Here is a 20483-nt window from a genome sequence, read left to right on the forward strand (position 1 = left end):
CCAGATTTTGCCTCATGACTACTTTCTATTTAGTCGATACCAACCTTGCGCTGCTCGCTGCGCACATAGGCCGTGATGTGTGCCACGTCGTCGGATGTTACCTGCGGCACGGGCGCCATATCGCCGAATTTCCAGTGGTGGGCGCGCACGCCGTTCTTCGCGGCGAGCTGGAAGGCGGCGTCGGCATGGTGCGAGGGCTCGTAGATGCGGTGCAGGAGAGGCGGTCCCTTGTCCGAACCTTTCAATTCCGTACCGTGACAGGCCGCGCAATGTTTCGCGAATAGTGTCTTGCCGGCTGCCGGATTGGGCATCAGGCCTGGACTGGGTTTGGGCACCTGCCAGCTTTGGGCTTGCACCGACAGACTGAACAACGCGATCAACCCCACGGCGAACTGTCGTCTACGAATTTTGTTCATCGCTGCCTTTTTCCTTGCCGTGACCGTTATGTCCGCCGTGACCAAAGAAGTGCATCAACGGGCAGAGCAGGAGGAGCAAATAAATCCACCGTCCGGCTAGATGTTCCCAATGCTCGCGAACGATGAAGAACCCCAGGGTGACCGCGATCATGGCAGCGACGACCGCGCCACGAGATCGATACCACGGCTCGGGGTGATGATGTTCAGATTCTGCTTTCATGAGCTGACTCCATGTTCTTGATTGACACCGGGTGGAACGGTAGAACAGAAAATGAGCGGCTGGCTGGTGGTGCCTTGCTTGGCAGCTCTGGTACCAAGCATGGGAACCGATTAGTGGGAATGACCGGCGTGCGAGTCGTTTCCGGAGCCGCCCGCATATTCACTACTGGCACACCCGCCCAGCAACAGTCCGACTACCGTCACAGCAACCACCAAGAGCTTCTTCGACATCACGTTCTCCTTGCGTTGATAAGATTCATTACTCGACACCCCGATTCAGGCGCCATTGTTTAACCAGCGCGTAGATTGCCGGAATCACCGCGAGGGTCAGGACCGTCGAAGAGATCATCCCGCCGACCATCGGCGCCGCAATGCGGCTCATGACTTCGGAACCGGTGCCGGTGCCCCACATAATGGGCAGCAGGCCGGCCATGATGGCCACCACCGTCATCATTTTCGGGCGAACCCGTTCCACGGCGCCTTCCATGATGGCCTCGTAGAGATCGTGCAGCGTTGGCTCCTGATTTTCCGTCCGGCGTTTGGCCTTCAATTCTTCCCAAGCATGATCGAGGTAAATCAGCATGATCACCCCGGTTTCCGCCGCAACCCCGGCCAAGGCAATGAAGCCCACGGCGACAGCGACGGACAGGTTATAACCAAGCAACCACATCAACCAGACCCCGCCGACCAACGCAAACGGCACCGACAGCATGACAATCAGGGTTTCGGTCAGTCGCTTGAAGTTCAGGTAAAGCAGCAGAAAGATGATCAACAGCGTCACCGGGATGACAATCTTCATTTTCTCGATAGCCCGTTCCATGTACTCGAACTGGCCGCTCCAGGTGACGTAGTAGCCGGGTGGGAGCTTGACCTGTTCGGCGACCGCTTTCTTGGCGTCGGCGACATAACTGCCAATGTCACGGTCGCGGATGTCGACGTAAATATAGGCAGAGAGCAAGGCGTTTTCGGTACGGATGCTGGGCGCACCCTTGGCGACGACGACCTTGGCCAATTGCCCGAGAGGAATCATTGCACCATCCATAGTCGGAATCAGCACCTCACGAGCGATCTGCTGTGGATCTGAGCGTAGTTCGCGCGGATAGCGGATGGTGACGCCGAAACGTTCCCGTCCCTCGACCGTGGTTGTCACCATCTCGCCGCCCAGCGCCGTGCCGATCACATCCTGCAGATCGCCGACGGCGAGGCCGTAGCGCGCCAGTTGTTCGCGGTCGGGTTCGATGTTGAGGTAGAAACCACCGGTGATGCGCTCGGCGAAGGCACTGGTCGTACCAGGCACTGCTTTGACCACAGCCTCGATTTCCTTGGCCATTTTTTCCATCTCGCCGAGATCCTTGCCGAAGACCTTGATGCCAATTGGCGTGCGAATGCCGGTGGACAGCATGTCGATGCGCGCCTTGATCGGCATCGTCCACGAATTGGCGACGCCGGGGAATTGCAGCGCCTTGTCGAGTTCGGCGATCAGCTTGTCGGTGGTCAGGCCCGGGCGCCATTCGGATTCCGGCTTCAGATTGATCACCGTCTCGAACATCTCCGTCGGCGCTGGATCGGTTGCCGTGTTGGCGCGCCCAGCCTTGCCATAAACCGAAGCGACCTCCGGGAAGCTCTTGATGATCTTGTTCTGCGTCTGCATCAACTCGGCAGCCTTGGTGATCGACATGCCGGGCAGCGAAGCCGGCATGTAGAGCAAGGTGCCTTCGTTGAGCGTCGGCATGAACTCCGAGCCGAGTTGAGAGGCTGGGTAAATAGAGGCCACCAAGGCAACGACGGCAGCAACGATGGTCATTTTCTTCCAGCGCATGACGCCGACGATGATCGGCCGATAGGCCCAGATCAGGAAACGATTCACCGGATTTTTCGCTTCCGGCATGACCTTGCCTTGGATGAACAGCATCATCAGGACAGGCACCAGTGTCACCGAAAGCAGCGCGGCGCCGGCCATCGAGAAGGTCTTGGTGAAGGCGAGCGGCGAGAAAAGCCGCCCTTCCTGGCCTTCCAGCGCGAACACCGGGAGGAAGGAAACCGTGATGATGAGCAGCGAGAAGAACAGCGCTGGGCCGACTTCCTTACAGGCGGCGAGCATGGCGTCGGCGCGCTCGGCCTTGGTGTGCTCCTCGGGCAGGCGCTCCAGGTGCTTATGGGCGTTCTCGATCATCACGATGGCGGCGTCGATCATGGCGCCGATGGCGATGGCAATGCCTCCCAGACTCATCAGATTGGAATTCATGCCCAGCGAGCGCATGGCGATGAAAGCGATCAGCACGCCGACCGGCAACATCAGGATGGCGACCAGAGCGCTACGAACGTGCATTAGGAAGACGATGCAGACCAGTGCAACGATGATCGCTTCCTCAATCAGCGTCCGTTTCAACGTGTCGATGGCGTTGTGTATCAGTTCGGAACGGTCGTACACCGTCTGTACCGTGACGCCCTCAGGCAAGCCGGGACCGATTTCGGCTATCCGGGTTTTTAGATTGTGGATGACTTCCAGCGCGTTGGCACCATATCGCGCCATGGCAATGCCCGACACGACTTCGCCTTCACCGTTGAGTTCGGTCAGGCCACGCCGTTCGTCGGGCGTCAGTTCGACGCGGGCGATGTCGCGGATCAGCACTGGCGTGCCCTTGTCGCTTTTGAGGACCAGCGTTTCGAGGTCGCTCTTACCACGCAGGTAACCCTTACCGCGCACCATGTACTCGGTTTCGGCCATCTCGACGACGCGTCCGCCGACATCGCGGTTCGAGTCGCGGATAACCTGCGCCACCTTCATCAGCGGGATGCCGTAGGAACGCAGCTTGACCGGGTCGACCGTGACCTGATAGGTCTGCACGAAGCCGCCGATCGAAGCGACTTCGGCGACGCCATGGGCCTTGGTCAGTTGATAGCGGACGTACCAGTCTTGGATGGTGCGCAGTTCGGCCAGCGTCTTGTCTTTGGCGAGCAACGCATACTGGTAAACCCAGCCGACGCCGGTGGCGTCCGGTCCGAGCGAGGGGGTGACGCCCTTTGGCATGCGGCTGGAGGCAAAATTCAGATATTCCAGCACCCGCGAGCGTGCCCAGTAGATGTCGGTGCCATCCTCGAAGATGATGTACACAAAAGAGGCGCCGAAGAACGAGAAGCCGCGTACTACCTTGGATTTCGGCACCGACAGCATGGCTGTGGTCAGCGGATAGGTCACCTGGTCCTCGACTACCTGCGGCGCCTGGCCGGGATACTCGGTATAGACGATGACCTGCACGTCCGAAAGATCAGGCAAGGCATCGATCGGCGTGCGCAACACGGCATAAATGCCAGCGATGGTGATGAACAAGGTGGCGAGCAGAACCAGGAAGCGGTTCCGACCCGACCATTCGATAATATTGGCCAACATGGGGTGACTCTCCGTGGTTCTCGGTCAGTGACCGGCGTGCGGGTTGGCCCCGGCGGCCGGCGTGCCGGCTCCCTGGTTTGCTGGCAGCGGCTTGACGGCCGTAATCACCCATTCGCCGGGCTGCCGCTCGACGAACTCGACGGCGACTTTGGCTCCCGGTTTTATCCCTTGCAGCAGCGATGCGTTGGCGGCCTTGAACTCCATGGTCATGGCCGGCCATTTGAGGCTGGCGACCGGGCCGTGATTGAGGCTGATTGTGCCGGCTGCCGCATCGACGCCATCCACCGTGCCTTCGGCCTGGTGGCTGGCGCCTTTGGCGGCTGGCTGTCCGGGTGCTACCGCTTGCCCTTCTTTTGGGGCGGCGCCATGGGCGGCATGGCCAAAACCGCCGACCGCTGCCTTGAGGTTGCTCTCGGCATCGATCAGGAAGTTGGCGGCGACCACCACCTGCTCGCCATCTTTGACACCTTCCAGCACTTCGACATGATTGTCGCTGCGGCCACCGAGCTTGATTTCGCGTGGCTCGAAGCGACCTTCGCCCTGCTGGATCAGCACAATCTGGCGGGCACCGCTGTCGATGACGGCGGAAGTCGGTACCGTGACCACCTGGCCTTTGGTACCCACCGGCAGTTCGACCTGGGCGAACATCGACGGTTTGAGCAGCAGCCCCGGATTGGCCAATTCGACGCGAACCGGTACCGTGCGGGTTTGGGTGTTCAAGGTCGGATAGACATAGCTGATCGTGCCTTCGAAGGTCTTGTCCGGGTAGGCGTTGATCCTGACCTTGGCCTTGGCCCCCGTCCTGACCTGGCCGATGTCCTGCTCAAACACGTCGGCGACCACCCAGACGGCCGACAGGTCAGCCACTTGGTAAAGCGCCTCGCCCGGCATGAAACGCATGCCCTGTAGCGCCTTCTTCTCGGTGACGATGCCGGAAACCGGCGAGCGGAAAGTCAGCGTACGCCGCGCTTCGCCGGACTTCGCCAAGGCCTTGACCTGCTCTTCCGAAATATCCCAGTTCTTCAGGCGCAACAGGCTTGAATCGGCCAGTTGCTTCATGCCGTCCCGCGCTTGGCCGCCGGCTTCCTTCAGCGACTCGACGCCTTGGGCGGCAATCGCGTATTCGCGCTGGGCGGAAACCAGTTCCGGGCTATACACCTCAAACAGCGGCTGCCCCTTGCTGACCGGCTGGCCCGTGACATTGACGTGCAGGCGTTCGACGTAGCCCTCGAACTTGGGGGAAATCGCGTAGATGCGACGCTCGTCCGGCTCGATCCGACCGGCGGCGCGGACCACCTTGTCAAGGACGCGCAATTGGGCGACTTCGGTCCTCACACCCAGTTTCTGCACCTTCTCGGTGCTGATCTTGATCTGATTGGCGGCCGCCGGCTCGTCGTCATCCTCGCCTTCATAGACGGCGATGTAGTCCATGCCCATCGGGTCTTTCTTGGGCACCGGCGAGGTGTCGGGCAGCCCCATCGGGTTGCGGTAATAAAGCAGTTTCTTTTCTTTTTTGGCCGGCTCGGTGGACGCGGCTGCCATCGGTGCTGCGGTTTCACCGTGGGAGGTGCCGCCTTTGCCGCCCAGCCAATAGCCGCCGCCGGCCGCGATGGCGAGCGCGATGACGCCGATGCCCAATCCTGCACCCTTGTTCATAGATCTTCCCCTAAAAGTCGTTCGATTTCGGCCAGGCGCATTTGCGCCTCGGCCTGTGTCTTGATCAGGTTTTGTCTGGCCTGGCGGATCTGCCGCTGGGCGTCGAGCAGCGTGGCGAAATCGACCTTGCCGGTTTCGTAGCCGGCGATGGCGGCCTGAAAAGTCAGTTCGGTCTGCGGCAGCAGGCTGTTGCTCAGCAGATTTTCGGTCTGGCGGGCCGCTTCGATGCCGGCCAGACTCTCCGACAGTTCGGAAAGTACCTGATTCGCGGTCGCTTCCTTGCGCGCCCTGGCCGCATTCAGCATGGATTCGGATTCGCGTTCCTGGGCCCGGCGCGACGACTGCTGCAGCGGGATGTTCATTTCGAGCATCAACTCCCATTCCTTGACCTCGTTCCGGTACTGGGTGGGGGATACGCCCAGCGTAAAATCGGGATAGCGGTTTTTGTAGGTCAGGTCGCGGGTTTTTTCGGCTGCCCTGATCCGCGACTCGTCGGTAAACAACTGGGGATTCCGGGCGCGGACGCGCTCTTCGAGGGCGACATAATCGAGCCTGGCCGGCGCCGGCAGCGGCCGCAACTGGCTCGGCGCGGCCAGCGGCGCATGGCCCGGCCGGGCCAGCAAGGCGTTCAGGCGGGCATGCAGTTGACGGCGCTCGGCTTCCAGCGCGATTAGTTCATCGCGCAGCGTGGTCTGTTCGACTTGGGCGCGAATGACGTCCTGCTGGGCGGCCAGGCCGCCGGCGTAGCGGACCCGGGCGATTTTTTCCAGGCGGGTCATCAGGTCGAGGATTTCCCGGGTCAGTTGCTCGTTGCGGTGCACGTAATAAAGCTGGGCAAAATTCACCTTGATCCGGCCAGCGATGTCGGCCCAGGTGCCCAGCGCACGCCCCTTGGCACCTTCGGCCTCAAGCTCGGCGATTTCGCGCTTCAGGTCGCGCTTGCCGAACCAGGGTATGTCCTGCATCAGCAAGTAACGGGTGCTGCCGACGCGATTTGGGGCTAGCGTGGCACTCTGTTCGCCCATCCGCGTTATGTCACGCAACTCGGTCCGAAACTTCGGGTCGGGCAAGGCACCGGCCGGCGTCACCCGCTCGCCTGACGCTTCGGCCTCGGCCTGCATCGCGGCGTACTCCGGATTGCGTGTCTTGGCATAATTGATCAGGCTGTCCACGTTCGCACCAAGGGCGGCGTCTTGGGCAAGCACGGGCGACCCAAAGGCGGTGGCAAGCGCCAGGATCAAAATGGGTAACGGCCTGAGTCGGCGCATGCGACCTCCCTGCAATATTTGTTTTTATGAAGCATGCTGACAGCGAGAGGTAAGCACCGTCTCGCCGTCAGTCGATTGGGTTATTTGGCGGGTTCGAAATGGACGACGGTGATGGCACCATTCACGTTTTCGGCCATGAAGCGAATCTTATCGCCGGTTTTCATCTGGTCCAACCAGGCGACATTGGAAACCTTGAGTACCATGGTCATCGCCGGCATGTTCAGGTTGGTCAGTGGGCCATGCGACAAGGTTACTTTGCCGGCTGCCTTGTCCACTTTCTTGACCTGAGCGTCGATCATCTGCATTTCAGCAGACGCGGCGCTCGGCGAGGCCATGGCATGCCCGGCATGGTCGCTTGCAGCTTGGGCAGAAACGGCGCCGAGGGTGGAAAAGGCGATCAGTGAGGCGGTGATAAGTGCTTTCATGAGTTTCTCCTGTTTGGGGGATCAATGTTTGGCAAAGATGCTGGTTTCGCCACCGGCCTGGACCAGCATCGTGTTGTAGGGGACGGGTCTCGGGCTTTCCATGCCCGGCGATCCTGGCGGCATCGACGGCACCGCGATGCCGAGGGCTTTCGGTTTTTCCTTGAGCAGACGCTGGATGTCGGCAACCGGCACATGGCCTTCGACCACATAGCCGGCCACCTTGGCGGTGTGGCAGGAGCCCAGCCGATCGGGCATCCCCAATTGTTTGCGGGCCGCCGGGACGTCCATGACGTTGTGCGAGCGGACCTCGAAGCCCGCATTTTTCAGATGATCGACCCACTTGCCGCAGCAACCGCAATTCGGGCTCTTGTAAACATCCACCATTTCGCCGGCCGCCACGGCAGTGGAAAGGCCGGCGCCGAGGACGGAGCTCAAAGCAAGAACAAGAAAGGGGTTACGCATGGCGAAGCTCCTGTGTCAGTCGAGTGGCGTCAGTATGGATAGCCGACGCCAACAATTTGCTGTCCGTCGGATTACATTTTTGTAATCTTTATGGGGTTAATGTTTGTGCGCTCCGTGGTCATGGCTGTGCGCATTTTTGCCCTTGGCCACCGGCTTTTCCTCGACCGGGGCTGCTGGTGCCTCTTCGTGGCCTCCATGCCCCTGCTCGTGGCCTTCCAGTCCGCCATGGGAATGACCATCACTGGCTGCCACCAGTTGCTCGTAGGCGGTCGCCGACAGCAAAGGCATCTTTTGCAGGAAGGCCGTCAGGTCCCAAATGGCCTCATCCTCCATGCCGCCCTTCGACCAGGCCGGCATACCGGAAGCCTTGATGCCGTGCTTAATGATCCAGAAATCGCGGGCAGCGTCACGTGACGATGGCGCCGCCGGTTTTTCGGAAAGATTGGGGGGAGTCGGATACAACCCCTTGCGAATCTCCGAATCTGGCGCTTCCGGAGACAAATGGCAATTGACGCACATTGCAGCATAGTTGCCGGCCCCGCGTCGCACGCGCTCGGGATCGGCAAGATCAGCCGGGATCTGGATTTCACCCGTACGGCTGGCAATGGCCCTTTCGCGGGCAAACGTCAGCGCCTGGTAGGTGAATGAACTGTGGGGGGTGTCGGCACCGACATCGACGACGCCGGCCACGACGACGATCCCAGCCGTTGCCGCGCCCAAGCCGATGGTAGCCAGAGCGCCCAAGAGTAGTTTGTTCATGACAAATCTCCTGCGATATGGGTGTGATTTCAGTGTTGGCCGTGGCTGCCAGGCTTCCTGACCACGACCTCCTGGGATTGCGCTTTGCCCGCTGGGCGCATCGCGCCCTTGCCGGCATCGTGGCTGCGGGTTGCGGCCGCCACCGGTCCGGTCCATTCATAGGCTTGGGTGTTTTTTGGCTGTTTGTACCATCCCGGATCGCGATAGTCGCCTGGTTTCTGGTCGCGACGGACCTTGAGGACGGAGAACATGCCCCCCATTTCAACCGCACCATAAGGGCCTTGGCCGGTCATCATCGGCAGCGTGTTGTCGGGGATGGGCATTTCCATCTCGCCCATGTCGGCCATCCCGCGTTCCCCCATCACCATGTAGTCGGGTATCAAGTCCGTGATCTGCTTGACGACGCCTCGGTGATCAACGCCAATCATGGTCGGCACGTCGTGCCCCATGGCGTTCATCGTGTGATGACTTTTGTGGCAATGGAAAGCCCAGTCGCCTTCTTCGTCAGCGAGAAAATCAAGCTGCCGCATCTGGCCGACCGCCACGTCGGTGGTCACCTCGGGCCAACGCGAGCCGATTGGCGTCGGACCGCCATCGGTGCCACTGACGACAAATTCGTGTCCGTGCAGGTGCATGGGATGATTGGTCATGGTCAGATTGCCGATCCGGATGCGGACCTTGTCTCCCTTGCGGACGTTGAGCGAGTCGATCCCGGGGAATGACCTGCTATTCCAGGTCCAGAGGTTGAAATCGAGCATCGTGTTGACCTTGGGCGTGTAGCTGCCGGGGTCGATATCGTAGGCATTCAACAGGAAGCAGAAGTCGCGGTCGACAGTTTCGATAAGCGGGTGGCGCTCTTTCGGGTGGGTCACCCAGAATCCCATCATGCCCATCGCCATCTGCGTCATCTCGTCAGCGTGCGGGTGATACATGAAAGTGCCGGGGCGACGCGCGACGAACTCGTAGACGAAGGTCTTGCCGACCGGAATCTGCTTTTGGTTGAGACCGCCCACGCCATCCATGCCGCTGGGCAAGCGCTGGCCGTGCCAGTGAATGGTTGTGTGCTCCGGCAGCCGGTTGGTCACAAAGATACGTACCCGGTCGCCCTCGACCACCTCGATGGTCGGGCCGGGGCTTTGTCCGTTGTAACCCCACAGGTGAGCCTTCATGCCGGGAGCGATTTCGCGGACAACCGGTTCTGCAACCAAATGAAACTCCTTGACGCCGTTGTTCATGCGCCAAGGCAGAGTCCAGCCGTTAAGGGTGACGACCGGATTGTAGGGACGTCCGTTGGGCGGAGTCAGTGGAGATGCCGTGTCCGGGTTGTCCATGGACACCAGTTCGGGCAACGCGGCAAGCGCGACGGAACTGACAGAGGCAGCCGCCACGGCACCGCCAGCCATGCCAAGGTTTTTGAAAAAATCGCGACGTGTGGTCATGATGGATGTCCCCTTAATGGTCGGCGCGGCCGGTGACCGCAATGGTGGCTCGGGCCGAAGCATTCAAAGACGGCTTGCCGATCATCGCCATTTCCAAATCACCGCGAGCGATCCAGAAATCGCGCAAGGTTTCGATATAGCTGTTGACGCTACCGATCTGCGTCCGGGCATCAGCGAGCAAGTCGAAAACGCCAATCAGCATGCCGTTGTAGCGGAGCATGTTCTCGTCCGAAATCCGCTTGTTGAGGGGGATCACCTCGTCACGGTAATGGCGGGCAATGTCGTAATTGGTTCGGTAGGCGTGATAGGCCTCACGAACCTCCGAGCGGGCATTGATTGCCGATTCGCCGGCACGCTCCACCGCCTGCATGTAAATCGATTCAGCCTTGGCCACCTTGGAACCACCCCAATCGAAAATCGGCAATTCGAAGCTGATTTCGTAGCCTTTCTTGTAGCCGCTGTCGCGTGCGCCTTCGAGCACCCGGGCCGGGCCGACTTCGAGAACGTTGATGAAACGGGTCGCCTTGGACAGGCCAAGATTCTTCGCCAGCGCCTCGGTTTCGAGGCGGATTGCCTGCAGATCGAGGCGTTTGTCGAGCGCCGCCTGCTCGACACCCGGCAACTCGTCGATCGTCTTGGGCAAATCGGGGAGTCGTTCGGGCAGGCGAATGGCATTGCGATCAGGCAGGCCCAGCACGCGCGCAAGGCGTTCGCGTGCCGCGATTGCCGACTGCTCCGATCTGGCCAGGTTTAAAGCCGCATCGGCATAGAACGCTTGCTCGCGAGTCTGGCGCAGTTTGCTGAAATTGCCCACCAACGCCATGCGCCGGGCCAGTTCGGCACCTGCCTCGGCGGCCTGCCTGACTTTACGCAGGTAACGCACGGACTCCTCGGCAGCCAGCGCCGTGTAATAAGCTTGGCGGGCCTCAGCGGCCAGGCGGGCCACATCGATCACCGCCAGTTGCTGCGCCTGGGCGAATTTGCGTTTCTCCACCTCGACCGCCAGCGGCATGGTGATCAGGGCGAAGATGTTGAAGGTCAGCGCCTGTTCAATCTTGTATTCACGGATGCCGTTCTCAGGTTTGCTGGCACGCAACATCGAGAAATGAGGATTGGGCAAGCGTCCCGCCTGTACCAGTTCGGCCTCGCCGATCCCCAGGTCGAAAAACGCCGCCTGCAAGCCGCGATTGTTGTAGAGCGCAAGCTGAATCGCGTCATCCGCCGTTAGCGGATTGGCGAGCAGTTCGCCGACCCGGGCCTGCAGTGTCGAGCGCTCCGCATCGCTGCGCGCCCATTGGACGTCCTTGTCCAGACGCTCGCGGGTCGTTTGCTCGACACGGCCGAACCCACCATCGTCCGAAAACGTGGCACAACCGGCCAAACCGAGAATTCCGACGGTGGCGACAAGCAGTTTTCCGCGACGCATCGGCAACAAAGAGAGAGCGGACGTCATGGCTTATCTCCGGTCGCCTGTGAGGGGCGTTCAGCAGGGTTTCCGTGCTCATGGGCTGGCTGTCCAGCCGCTTGGCCGGTTTCAAGATGCCCCATGTGTCCGCGCAGGCGACCCATCTCGCCATTGACCTGACGCCAGTCATGCAGCGTCTCATCCTGGAACGGTTTGTAATCCGCGAAAGCCGATTGGTAGGGTGTTTCGGGTATCGGTTCCTTGGGCGGATGGGAATCGGCCCAGGCGGGTGTCGCGGCGAGCGCGACCGTTAACGCCATGATTTTCATGATGCCTCCATTGGGAATATGCGGAGTCTTTTGCCCCGATGATCGACATCATGCTTTCGCCAAACCAACATCTTGCTGACTTGCGGATTACATTTCCGTAATCTAGGCAATTAGCCTTTAAAAGCGACGGAAAATGCGCCATCAATAGCCAATGATTGGTGGAGAGAACAATGAAAATTCTTGTGGTGGAAGACGAAACCAAAACCGGCACCTACCTCAAACAGGGGTTGGTCGAGGCGGGCTTCGTCGTGGATTTGGCCGTCAACGGCCTCGACGGGCTGCATCTGGCGCTGACCGAGGCCTATGATCTGGCGATCCTCGACGTCATGCTTCCGGGCATCGACGGGTGGCAGGTGCTGCAAGGCATTCGCCGGGCCGGCAAGGAAATGCCCGTGCTGTTTCTGACAGCACGTGACCAGGTCGAGGATCGGGTCAAGGGACTGGAGTTGGGCGCCGACGACTACCTGGTGAAGCCCTTTGCCTTCTCCGAACTGTTGGCGCGAGTCCGGACCCTGCTGCGGCGGGGCGGTAAGGCGAAGGAGTCCGAGTTCCTGCGCGCCGCCGACCTCGAACTCGACCTGCTGCGCCGCCGGGTCAATCGTGCCGGCAAACGCATCGACCTGACCGCCAAGGAGTTCGCGCTGCTTGAACTGCTGTTACGCCGCCAGGGCGAAGTGCTGCCTCGGTCGCTGATTGCCTCCCAGGTTTGGGACATGAATTTCGACAGCGACACGAACGTCATCGAGGTCGCCATCAAACGCCTTCGGGTCAAGATTGATGAGGGGTACGAACCCAAATTGATTCGTACCGTGCGCGGCATGGGCTATGTTTTGGAGATTACCGATTGACCCCGATCCGCGGCCCCTCACTGACACTTCGGCTGACCCTGCTGTTCGCGCTGGCCTCGGCCTTTGTGCTGTTCCTGCTCGGCCTGCTGATTGGCAATGCGGTTGAGCGCCACTTTGAAGAGCAGGATTTGGATGTGCTGACCGGCAAAATGCAGTTGGCAAGGCATGTCCTGGAACGAAAACCAGATAGTCAGCCGAAAGAGACACTGACCCAGCAATTGGACGATGCGCTGACGGGGCATCACGGGTTGATCGTTGCCGTCTATGACCAGAATGGCGAAATGCTGTATGCCAACGAAGCGATGGTGTTTCCGCAGAATCTACTAAGCATTGGCGCGACACCAAGGCGCGAGCAACCCGTCAAATGGAACAGCAACGACGGCCAGCCATGGCGGGGAGTTTCCTCGATGGTAAAAGGCACCGATGGTGGCGGTAGTTACACCGTGGCAATTGCCACCGAAATCACCCGCCACGAGCACTTCATGACTTCCTTCCGGCAGACTTTGTGGGGGTTCATGAGCCTGGCGACTCTGGCGATGGGATTGCTCGGCTGGTTTGTCGTCCGGCGCGGCCTGTTGCCTTTACTGGCCATTAAGCGGCAGGCGGCTGAGATCACCGCCAATCGCCTGCATACCCGCTTGCCGGTCGAAGCCATCCCCCGCGAATTGGCGGATCTGGCCGACACACTGAATGGCATGCTTTCGCGCTTGGAAGAGTCCTTTCAGCGCCTGTCGGATTTTTCATCGGACTTGGCCCATGAGTTGCGAACGCCGGTCAGCAATCTGTTGACCCAGACACAGGTCACGCTCTCGAAAGCACGCTCCGCAGAAGACTACCGGGACATCCTGGCATCGAACGCAGAAGAATTCGAACGCTTGTCGCGAACCATTTCCGACATGCTTTTCCTGGCCAAGGCCGACAACAACCAGATCATCCCCAATCGGGAGGCGATAGACCTTGCCGAGGAAATTGGCGATTTGCTCGAGTATTACGATGTGCTTGCCGAAGAGAAATCGATAGCCTTGTCACTCTCTGGTAGCGGTCAAATTGTCGGAGACCGATTGATGTTGCGCAGGGCGGTTAGCAATCTGCTATCCAACGCGCTGCGCCACACGCCGAACGAGGGCAAGGTTACCGTTCGAGTCGACAATAACCGTGAAGGTAGGATTTTGGTCTCCGTCGAGAACACAGGGAGCGATATCCCTACCGAACATTTGCCCCGCCTGTTTGATCGTTTCTACCGTGTCGACAGTTCGCGCCTGCGCACGACCGAAAATTCAGGCTTAGGGCTGGCGATAACCCAATCTATTGTGTTGGCTCATGGCGGGGATGTTGGCGTCAACTCGGAAGGTGGAAAAACGCGCTTCACACTTTCTTTACCCTGTGCCCATCAGTAGGGGGCCGCTTTTTGTAAATCGATCCCGCCAATACCAAGTTCTAACTCAACTACAGGGCTAGAAACAGACGAGGGGGCCATTTGAATCTCTTGTGGGTGTTCAAAACCCATCATCGAGGGAAGGCTAAGGGCTTCGGCGAAACATTTTTAGCCAGTTTCTTCGCTTGACCTTGCCTCTGTAGTAAGGTCAAAGGGTCGCTTACCGCCGCATTGCCGACAATTTCAGCCAGAGTGTCGAATGGCAACTCAGGCCGAGTAGGGTGAATTGCCTCTACTGTTGTGAAACCCCTCTAACTGTGTAAACATAGGATTGCTGATTGCGATATTTCGTCGCTTACCGTGGTACTTCGTCACCACGGTCAAAATCCTTGGCTCATGAAGGCTGAGGTGTGGGTTTGGCTCTTGGCAAATTCACATATGAAAAAAATACATTCCGAAAAACTGGAATGTTCGCCTAGGGACAAAAACGTCCTAAAAATCCAGAACTTACGGACCGCAGGTTAAGCTGCGGAAGCTGCTGTCTTTTTTGCCGCAAAGGCTGCCAACGAACCGATCTCGCTACAAGCGCCGTCGGTTTTTTTCGTTCGTCCCCCGCGGCAGGGAGGCCCCTCAGCGTTTAAGGAAGTTCAAGCATGCGTACACCTTGTTCGACGAGCACTACCCCTTTCAGTGCACCACTCTCACCCATTGCGCAGTTACAGCGGCAGCTATCTCCAGAAGCGCAGGTAATGCTTCGGAAAATTTCTTCTGCGCTATCCATGCCAGTCGATGCGCCGGGGCTGCGCGCCGTTATCTCGATAGCCAATCATGCAGTACGGGCTTATGGGGCGGTGCTCTCAGCGCCGACTGCCCAGTTCATCGCGATCGTCGAGTTGCTGGAGATGCTTAAGAACGAATGTGAGAAGCACTTTCTTCAGTGCCTAGATCCCGCGGATGCACCCCTTCGCCGGCGCCTGATAAAAAATTCAGCATGGGCACTCATGCTAGAAATGAGCAGGTTGCCGGTACCAAAAGGCCTACTCGTAGCCGCAGGGGTCGAGCTGGCGTATTGCTTGGCAATTGGCAAGGTTTTCCCCGCTGGCTATGCAAAGAATCTGCGCCGAGCCCTTGGGCCGGCGCTTGATTTCCTTCCAGCCGCAGCACAAACGAAAGACGGGGAGGCAGCGTGGATTCCTCATTTTCGGAAAGTGGGTCGCGCGGCTATAAAAATCTTTGAGGCAGCCCCCCAGCCACCGGAACCACCGCAGAGCTTCAGAGACGTGGCCATCAAAACCTTACGCGGTACGTCGTTACTGACGGATACCCGGCATCGGCAGGGAGTACTGGACCATTCGCACCTGTCTCAATTAGTTCTCGTCGAGGCTGCGCAAAGTTTGCGCCATGCGGCAATTGCTGGTTGTGATGATGCAGTTCTTGCGGTACTCACGTTTCTCTCTGGATTGTCGTTGCGTACGACGCATCGGATTCCGTTAGCCGGTGAGAGCGACGATTGGGTGATGGAGCTGGATGTTGATGAGGGCATTCTCCGCATTGACCTGGATCTGGTTTTTTCAAACGCAGCTCACCCGAGGGATGCCTCGACCCACCGACCCGCCGGTCGGATAATCGCGAAACCGCTACCAGTTTTCTTGGCGGACATACTGACAAAAAGGCTTGATGCGGCGCCGAGCGCACTCTTCGTTCACGAACTTCTGCCAGCAGCTACCTGCGACGGAAAACGGCTGGCATTGCACAATGATGCACTCGGGATTGAGCCTTCAATCGCGCGCTTTGTGCGCTCGGCGGCAGGCTTTGCAATTCAGCGTGGAGCAGATCGACTCGCGGCGGCAGTGCTGGCTAACGATTTCGGTGTCATTCCGGCATCCAAACTCTATTACTGCCACATCGAGCGCGGAGAGGTCTGGGAGGTTGCGCGGATTATTTACGAAAACCTTGGTTGGGGGGCTCCAGCGCCATACTCTGAAGGAATGTCATTCGGATCGAGGGTTGCACCGACTCGCGCCGCGGTCACGGATTGGCATGCGACTTTACGCAATGACTTAGAACTGCTGGCTCCGGGCCGAAACGCGGGGATCGAATCGATCTGTTCATTTCACAATCGATACGCAGAAGTATGCGCATCAATTGCGGTGTTTTGCCTTGCATCGCGAGGCACAGCCCGCATCCGTCTGACCGCCGACGCCCTAACGGAAGATGCCGAATCAATTTTGTTGTTTGACAAGCGTGTCGGCAATCTGCCGCGCCCTTTGCCGGTTCCCGTTAACGCTGTAGTGGCCCGGCAGGCGAAGCTATGGGGCACTCACTGCCAGGCGCTCGAGCGGCGCCTGGCGACTAAAGGCATTGCACCAGATCACGAGCTTCGCCGCAGGTTACAGGCCATCGTCAAACAGGAACGAGTCGAAATCTTTTTTCAGGTCGACAAGGAATTGCGACCACGTCCGCTCAGTTGCCATCAATTGGTGCGTGCCGGCTCCAAAGATTACGGCTTCGACTCGGATTTCGGACGCCACTTTTGGGAACTCGAGCTCCGACGGGCCGGGGTGCAAAGCACAACGATCGACTTGTTGTTGCGCCACCAGGTCCAAGGCATCGAGGGGCACCGGTCAACGACAGATAGAAGTTTAATGTCGTCGTTTTTGGAAATCGTTACAGCGCAAGAGCGGGTTCTTACCGAGCTTGGTGTCGCGGCGCATGTCGGACTGTCGAAAAAGTAAGGGGGACGCATGAGTCCAGTTTCCCCAATTCGTATGACTGTCAGCCCAGGTCTACGGGGGCGCCCCTATGGGCCACTTGCGGTTAGCTACGGCCCTCAAGCTTTAAATGCGGCCAGGCGATTTGAACGTTTCCAAGGGGGGGTACTACGAGGCGATATTGCATTTCCGAGCGCGAGCGTTCGACTTGCGGCAAGCCTTATTGCATTTGATGGTGTCGCGACGTCTGGCGCTTTGATCGCAGCGCTCGGCGCATGTCGGTATGCGTACCAATGGAGTAATGCCTATTGCATTGAGTGGCTGGAGCATTGCGGCCGAGTTGATCGACGTCATTTAAGTCTTTGGACGTGCTTCGCGCTCGCGCAACCCAATGCGTTATCGCTTGCAGCAGAGCAGGTGGTCGAGATGCTGGATGAGCATCTAGCGGCTGTGGCTGAGCATCAGAACACTGCCAAACATATCGATATGCTTTTGGAGGACGCTCAGGCTTGGCTCTCCATCAATCTGGCTGGGCCGTGGTTTTCGCATGCAATCGGTGTCGTTCGTTTGGCAGCTTTGCCGCGCAGCGTCCTGGCGCGGGAAAATTCCAAGATGGCACTGCGTACAGTGTCTGCCTCACCGGCTGAAACAAAAAATCTCGCTGATACAGCAATTGGAATGTCGCTCGATTCTTATCTGAGCGGGGATGCTCAGGACGGGGGATATTGGCTGGTCGATGAAATCATGGCCAGTCTGCCGGCCAATGCATCGCGGCCGACAATGGTGAAGAATTTACTCGGAATTTCCGTAAAACATGGAAAGGGTGCCATCTCCAGCTTGATACTGGCCTGGGCAACGGATCTCGCGGAATCCGGCACCCAAGGAGATGCTGAAATTTCTCCGAGGACGGTATCGAAATATGTCCGCTCGATCGCCCACGACCTGCTTGATGAGTTTCGGGGGAAATCGCTGGAGTCTCTTGAGGCGGAATACTTTGATGGCGCTTACCGGCGAATTATCGACAGCAAGTCTCCTGGGACGCAGCGTAACTGTGCTTCTGCTTTAGCTAGTTGGCATTTTTTTCTTGAGTGTTGGCTTGACATCGATCCGCGCACACAGTCACTTCACCGTGATTTGCCGGAGTCGATTCCAAAAGCGAATGTGATTTGGCCGCACGAGATGAAAACGATCAGTGACTGGTTTGCTCAAGCCTGCCATGAGTCTCGCCTGAACTGTCAGGCAGAGGTCGCATTTGCCATCGCCAGCACGATCCGGGTTAGGACGAACGAAATCGTGAAGCTCCGAATCAAGAATGTCCGGTTAATTGGCGAAGCCGTAGAAATCGAGATTTGCACAGCGAACACCGATGGCGGCATGAAGTCGAAAAACGGGCGCCGCACACAGTGTATTGAATGCCCTGTGACCTCAGTACTGGTCCGGTCTTGGAAGCAGCGACGGCAAGAAGAACTGGCGTTGCCCGACGATTATTTATTCGGTGACCCACAGCATCCTGGGCGACTTCATTGCCCGGGGCAGATGCAATCACTGCTCAATCGTGTGCTCAAGGATGCTACGGGTGACAGATCGGTGAGCATCCATTCGTTGAGCCATAGCTGGGCCACGAACAGGTTTATGGATGTTTCGTTAAATCCATCCGGCATCGATGTGAATGCATTTGATTCCTTGAGTGTAGAGGCAGGCCACGGCGACGCGACCATGACCTTTAAGAACTACGTCCATCGATTCGAAGATGCTATGCGGAAGGAGATCGATACAGCAATTGCTGCGCGAATTCGATGGCCAGAGATTAAACCGTTCGTTTCGTTAAGCCATGCCAGTTACCGCCAACGTATTTCTCGCCAGATTCGAGGGGAAGTCAAAGTTGGGGAAGGCCAGTTCAAACTTGGCCTTATCCGGGCATGTTTGCCGACCATCGATTTACCCAGTGCACACAGCGAAACAGACGTGGAGGATGCTGTGAGCACAGCATTGAGTTCCCATCGAATTGCCATGTCGCTCGCGTTGGTTATCGACGTGTTGACGGATATTGAGAGCGGCATTGGTACAGCTACCGTAGCACTGCGATCTTGCCGAAGAACAGAGGAAATTACGCACATTGCCGCACATGCCAGAAACCTACTTGAAAAACTTGGCAATCGGTATTCGAGGCTAACCACTCGATGCTTCGATACGGTGGATGAGCTTCGCATCGCGCTTGACCATGCCCATGGGAAGATCGACTTCGCAAAAATTAGGCAAAAAAAATTACGAACGCTGCGCGAACTTTTAGGTAATCGATTCGATGAGCCGGATTTTCGAGATGCGATTCATTCGTGGTTTGAGTGCTATGAGCATGGTTGTGTTTCGCTGGCTCATCCGTCACGGTCAGCGGCGTTGCTGAGGCTACTGAAAACGGCAGGCATTCCAATCTCATCTATCGGGATTTTCCACAATCCGATCGCAAATCGCCAAAGTGTTCGCTTGCTGCAAGAAGTGGAAGCTGTTTTTATGCAGGAATTTGGACTTTTTCCGGGGACCAAAGAATGCGCTGTGCGTGGCGCACGTCCACCGGTGTACCTAGTGATTACGGGTGTCGATTTTTCGGAGCGGGCATCGAGTGCCACGTTGTGCATGAAGGGATTCAATGCACTTCTTTTCGCAGCTTGCGTGCTGGGAAAAGTCGAAAAATTTAACCCGCTCGCCAACTAATTACCTGATCAGTTCGGAGGTAAATATGGAAAGAATCGAAGCGTTTAGTATCGCGCTTGGGCTTGCAGATGCGGGTCTATCTGAACAGGAGCTCGACGCGAGAAAAAATGACGCTCGGCGAACGGCCAGGTGTTTCATGCCTTCGCTCGATGCACTTCTTTCCTCTTCAATTGAGGAGCGACTGGTCGCTGAAAATGGGCATCTTTGGCTTGCATTCGATTTGTCCGTGGCAAAACAGCAACAACTCGATCTCGACGGGCGTCGGGGAGGATGCCGTCTTGATGCCAATATTGTGCGCAACCTTCACGAGGATTTTTTGCGATTGAGAGGTGAGGCCGGGGAATTGGCCGTTCGTACTGGGCGCCTCAATATTCTGGCGAACCGTCTGCCGCAGATTGAGGCAGAGGAACGCACAACAGTAATCGAGTCTTTATCTGATGAAGAGCGCACTGTGTGGGAAATTATGCACCGTCGCGGTGGTCGTAAGCTTTCTGTACGCTTTGGAAATGAAACGCTTTCTGCGCAATTGCCATTAATTAATCGGTATCTGCCTGATCCGACCATTCGGATGATCAGCGCAAAAGTCTCGGCCATCTGCTCAACCAGTTATCAGCTGACGTCGATTCGAGAAGATGTGCCAAATGCCAACCTAGTTGCGCTACCAGCCTGCATGAAACTAGAGCGTCCTCGCCTGGTAAGTGACGGGATTCGGCGATCCAGATTTTTATTACAGGTGGCAGAAGAAGCTGGTATCCGTATTTCGCTGCAGGTCCGGGCTGTCCTGTGGCAGTCAGATTTGTCACCTGCATATCTTGAATTTCGAGGCATCGACGACAGTGCTTCGCTGCGAAATGCGAGGCAGCATCTATGTGGTTAGCCTGCTCGCGGCATCACCAATAGAGTTTTCGGGGTCTTTCGGTATTGTCTACCTGCCCGGCATTTTGCGTGCTGGGCGGAGCGGTGCCGTATTTCTTGAGATTCCGCGATACGACTATCGAGGGGGCGGATCGCGATGGCGACGAGCGTGGTCTATAGGGCAGGGGCATCACTGCCTGATGGGAATCCACAGGA

General features: G+C 57.9%; 16 protein-coding genes. 5 read left to right on the forward strand and 11 right to left on the reverse strand.

Going from position 1 to position 20483, the window contains the following annotated elements; genetic code table 11:
• Positions 1-29: 29 nt before the first annotated feature.
• The 11 genes from AADV58_RS03520 to AADV58_RS03570 form a co-directional block, all read right to left on the reverse strand.
• The gene (locus AADV58_RS03520) at positions 30-416 is read right to left on the reverse strand and encodes a cytochrome c (protein ID WP_341744106.1); all 387 of its coding nucleotides are present in this window, start codon (positions 414-416) and stop codon (positions 30-32) included.
• Positions 400-636, reverse strand: a complete 237-nt coding sequence (locus AADV58_RS03525; protein ID WP_341744107.1) for a DUF2933 domain-containing protein — start codon at positions 634-636, stop codon at positions 400-402. The genes AADV58_RS03520 and AADV58_RS03525 overlap by 17 nt, the downstream gene beginning before the upstream one ends.
• Positions 637-894: 258 nt before the next feature.
• A complete protein-coding gene (locus tag AADV58_RS03530) occupies positions 895-4026 on the reverse strand; it encodes an efflux RND transporter permease subunit (protein ID WP_341744108.1) in 3132 nt (1043 codons plus the stop codon).
• A gap of 24 nt (positions 4027-4050) precedes the next feature.
• Complete coding sequence (locus AADV58_RS03535; RefSeq protein ID WP_341744109.1) at positions 4051-5682, reverse strand: efflux RND transporter periplasmic adaptor subunit; 1632 nt, start codon at positions 5680-5682, stop codon at positions 4051-4053.
• Positions 5679-6950 (reverse strand): TolC family protein, encoded by a 1272-nt coding sequence (locus AADV58_RS03540; protein WP_341744110.1) that lies wholly within the window; start codon positions 6948-6950, stop codon positions 5679-5681. The genes AADV58_RS03535 and AADV58_RS03540 overlap by 4 nt, the downstream gene beginning before the upstream one ends.
• A gap of 80 nt (positions 6951-7030) precedes the next feature.
• Positions 7031-7375, reverse strand: a complete 345-nt coding sequence (locus AADV58_RS03545) for a copper-binding protein (RefSeq protein ID WP_027458831.1) — start codon at positions 7373-7375, stop codon at positions 7031-7033.
• 21 nt (positions 7376-7396) lie between these two features.
• Complete coding sequence (locus tag AADV58_RS03550) at positions 7397-7837, reverse strand: DUF411 domain-containing protein (protein ID WP_205205072.1); 441 nt, start codon at positions 7835-7837, stop codon at positions 7397-7399.
• A gap of 96 nt (positions 7838-7933) precedes the next feature.
• Positions 7934-8596, reverse strand: coding sequence for a cytochrome c (locus AADV58_RS03555; protein ID WP_341744111.1), 663 nt, complete (start codon positions 8594-8596; stop codon positions 7934-7936).
• Between the two features lie 29 nt (positions 8597-8625).
• Positions 8626-10035 (reverse strand): multicopper oxidase family protein, encoded by a 1410-nt coding sequence (locus AADV58_RS03560; RefSeq protein WP_014237672.1) that lies wholly within the window; start codon positions 10033-10035, stop codon positions 8626-8628.
• A gap of 13 nt (positions 10036-10048) precedes the next feature.
• On the reverse strand, positions 10049-11488 hold the full coding sequence (locus AADV58_RS03565; protein ID WP_341744112.1) for a TolC family protein: 1440 nt from the start codon (positions 11486-11488) through the stop codon (positions 10049-10051).
• On the reverse strand, positions 11485-11769 hold the full coding sequence (locus AADV58_RS03570; RefSeq protein ID WP_341744113.1) for a hypothetical protein: 285 nt from the start codon (positions 11767-11769) through the stop codon (positions 11485-11487). The genes AADV58_RS03565 and AADV58_RS03570 overlap by 4 nt, the downstream gene beginning before the upstream one ends.
• A 170-nt stretch (positions 11770-11939) precedes the next feature.
• On the opposite strand from AADV58_RS03570, the gene AADV58_RS03575 reads away from it, so the two are divergent.
• The 5 genes from AADV58_RS03575 (at position 11940) to AADV58_RS03595 (ending at position 20289) form a co-directional block, all read left to right on the forward strand.
• Positions 11940-12617: a heavy metal response regulator transcription factor gene (locus AADV58_RS03575; protein WP_341744114.1), complete on the forward strand. Its 678-nt coding sequence runs from the start codon at positions 11940-11942 to the stop codon at positions 12615-12617.
• Positions 12614-14014: a heavy metal sensor histidine kinase gene (locus AADV58_RS03580; protein ID WP_341744115.1), complete on the forward strand. Its 1401-nt coding sequence runs from the start codon at positions 12614-12616 to the stop codon at positions 14012-14014. Before AADV58_RS03575 ends, AADV58_RS03580 begins: the two co-directional genes overlap by 4 nt.
• Positions 14015-14741: 727 nt before the next feature.
• Positions 14742-16727 (forward strand): hypothetical protein, encoded by a 1986-nt coding sequence (locus tag AADV58_RS03585; protein ID WP_341744116.1) that lies wholly within the window; start codon positions 14742-14744, stop codon positions 16725-16727.
• 9 nt (positions 16728-16736) lie between these two features.
• Positions 16737-19412, forward strand: coding sequence for a tyrosine-type recombinase/integrase (locus AADV58_RS03590; RefSeq protein WP_341744117.1), 2676 nt, complete (start codon positions 16737-16739; stop codon positions 19410-19412).
• A gap of 25 nt (positions 19413-19437) precedes the next feature.
• On the forward strand, positions 19438-20289 hold the full coding sequence (locus tag AADV58_RS03595) for a hypothetical protein (protein ID WP_341744118.1): 852 nt from the start codon (positions 19438-19440) through the stop codon (positions 20287-20289).
• Positions 20290-20483: the final 194 nt, after the last annotated feature.

This window comes from Azonexus hydrophilus, assembly GCF_038368255.1.
In the GTDB taxonomy this organism is placed as follows: domain Bacteria; phylum Pseudomonadota; class Gammaproteobacteria; order Burkholderiales; family Rhodocyclaceae; genus Azonexus; species Azonexus hydrophilus.